The organism is Rhizobacter sp. OV335 (assembly GCF_900142965.1).
Lineage (GTDB): Bacteria > Pseudomonadota > Gammaproteobacteria > Burkholderiales > Burkholderiaceae_C > Rhizobacter.
In genome coordinates this window covers 1-2,128 of the sequence record NZ_FRCQ01000065.1, presented here as the reverse complement: position 1 = coordinate 2,128, position 2,128 = coordinate 1, and the positions used below count along the sequence as shown (strand labels likewise).

Genomic DNA, 2,128 nt, shown 5'->3' with positions numbered 1-2,128 from the left:
GATGCCGTCATCTGCTCGATCGACGCGCTCGTCTCTTCGACCCCCGCGGCCTGCTCGCTCGACGCCTGCGACAGCGACTGCGCCGTCGCGCTCACTTCTTCCGACGCACCCGCCAGCGCCTCGGCACCGCTGTTCACCTCGGTCACCACCTGCGACAGCTTCTCGACGGTGGCGTTGACGTATTCCTTCATCTCGGCGAACGCGCCTTCGTAGTCGCGCTCGATGGTGCGAGTCAGGTCGCCTTCGGAGACCGCGCCCATCACCTGCACCACGTCGCCGATGCTGTCGCCGGTGGTCGACACCAGCGCGTTCAGGCCCTCGCCCATTTCCTTCTGGAAACCCTGCAGCCCGCCGAGTTCGACGCGCGCGCTGAAGTCGCCGCGGTTCGCCGCGGCCACCACGTTGCGCTGGCCGTCGATCACCTGCTTCAGGCGGCCCACCATCTGCTTCACCGCGAACAGCATGCTGCTGTCGTCGCCGGCCCGCAGCGTGATCTGCGCCGACAGGTCGCCGTCGGCCACCTGGTGCAGCAGCGCCGCGGCATGGTCGGGCTCGCCGCCGAGCTGCCGGCCGATCACGCGGGTGACCAGCAGGCCCAGCCCGATCGCCACCACCACCGAGGCGCCGATCACGCCCAGCATCAGCGTCCAGGTGTGGCGCACCGTCTGCTCGGCGCCGTCGTTGGTCGCCTTGGTCTGGCTCGCGAGTTCCTCGATCACCTTGACCATCGTCGCCTCGATGTCCGAGACGGCCTTGCGCGCCGGGCCGTTGCTCTGGTCGGAGGCCTGGTCGAACTTGCCTTCCAGCACCAGCTGCGCGATCTTCTCGTTCTGCGCCAGGTAGGTCGGCAGCTGCGCATCCAGCTCCTTCATCAGCGCCTGTTCGGTCGCGCTGAGGGTGGTGGCGCGGTAGGCCTTCAACGCCGCGCTGAACTTGTCGAGGTGCGTCGCCGAACGGCGGATGGTTTCCTTCACCTCCGCCGGGTCCTTCATCGCCGGCAGGCGCACGTACGAGCGCGAATGCGCGGTCAGGCGCGCCTGGGCCTCGGAGATGTCCTGCAGCGGCAGCACGTTGTCGACGTAGGTCGTGTGGATCATGCCGCCCAGCTCGCTCAGGCGCGACAGGCTGTAGCCGCCGACCAGCGCGGTCAGCACCGAGCACAACAGAAAGCTCGCCAGCAGCTTGTGCGCCAGCTTCATGCGATGGAACCAGTTCATGTCAATCTTCCCTTGAATATCAGACGGCCAGCGCGTTCTGCGTGCGGTCGGTGGCGTCGGCCAGCGTGCCCAGGTCGTCGAGCGACAGCACGTGGTCCACGTTGAGCAGGATCACGAACTTGCCGCGCACCTTGCCCATGCCGTGGATGAAATCGGTGCGGATGCGGGCACCGAAGGCCGGTGCCGGTTCGATGTCGGCGAGGTCGATGTCGAGCACCTCGTTGACCGCGTCGACGACGACGCCGATCACCTGGCGCTCGCCTTCGGCCTCGACCTCGACGATCACGATGCAGGTGCGCTTGGTGACCGGGCTCGGCGCGCGGCCGAAGCGCGCCAGCAGGTCCATCACCGGCACGACGGCGCCGCGCAGGTTGATCACGCCGCGCACGCAGTCCGGCATCATCGGCACCTCGGTGAGGCTGTGGTACTCGATGATCTCCTTGATCGCGAGGATGCCGATCGCGAACATCTCGCCCGCCAGCATGAAGGTGAGGTACTGCGCCGGCTCGGCGGCGACAGGGCGCGCCACGGCAGTCGCCGGCGCGCGGTGGGTCTGGACCAGTGCGGTCATCGCTGGGCTCCTTGATTCAGCAACACGAGATCAGAAACGTGCGATCAGAAACGCGCGAACTGCGATTCATCCGGGCCTTCGCCGGCACCGGCGAACGCCATGCCGCCGGCGAGGTTGAAGCCGCCCGATGCGGCGCGCTTGCCGGCCTTCGCGCTGCGAGTGGCTGCGGGCTTGCTGGGCGGCTGGCCCGAGGCCCGCGCGGCTGGCGTCGCGTGGCCACCGGCCAGCTTGAAGAACGACATGGCCTGCTGCAGTTGCTCGGCCTGGCTGCTCATCTCTTCGGACGTGGCCGCCAGCTCTTCGGAGCTCGACGCGTTCTGCTGCGTCGTCTGGCTCAGCT

At 68.0% G+C, this 2,128-nt stretch carries 2 protein-coding genes and 1 pseudogene; all 3 read right to left on the bottom strand.

Annotated features, from left to right (window positions below; translation table 11 throughout):
* Positions 1–1,217, bottom strand: a 1,217-nt coding sequence (locus BUE42_RS31325) for a HAMP domain-containing methyl-accepting chemotaxis protein (protein ID WP_143171882.1), incomplete at its 3' end; no start/stop codon positions are given.
* 19 nt (positions 1,218–1,236) lie between these two features.
* On the bottom strand, positions 1,237–1,788 hold the full coding sequence (locus BUE42_RS31320) for a chemotaxis protein CheW (RefSeq protein ID WP_073469424.1): 552 nt from the start codon (positions 1,786–1,788) through the stop codon (positions 1,237–1,239).
* Between the two features lie 44 nt (positions 1,789–1,832).
* A pseudogene (locus BUE42_RS31875) lies at positions 1,833–2,128 on the bottom strand (methyl-accepting chemotaxis protein); the annotation flags it as partial.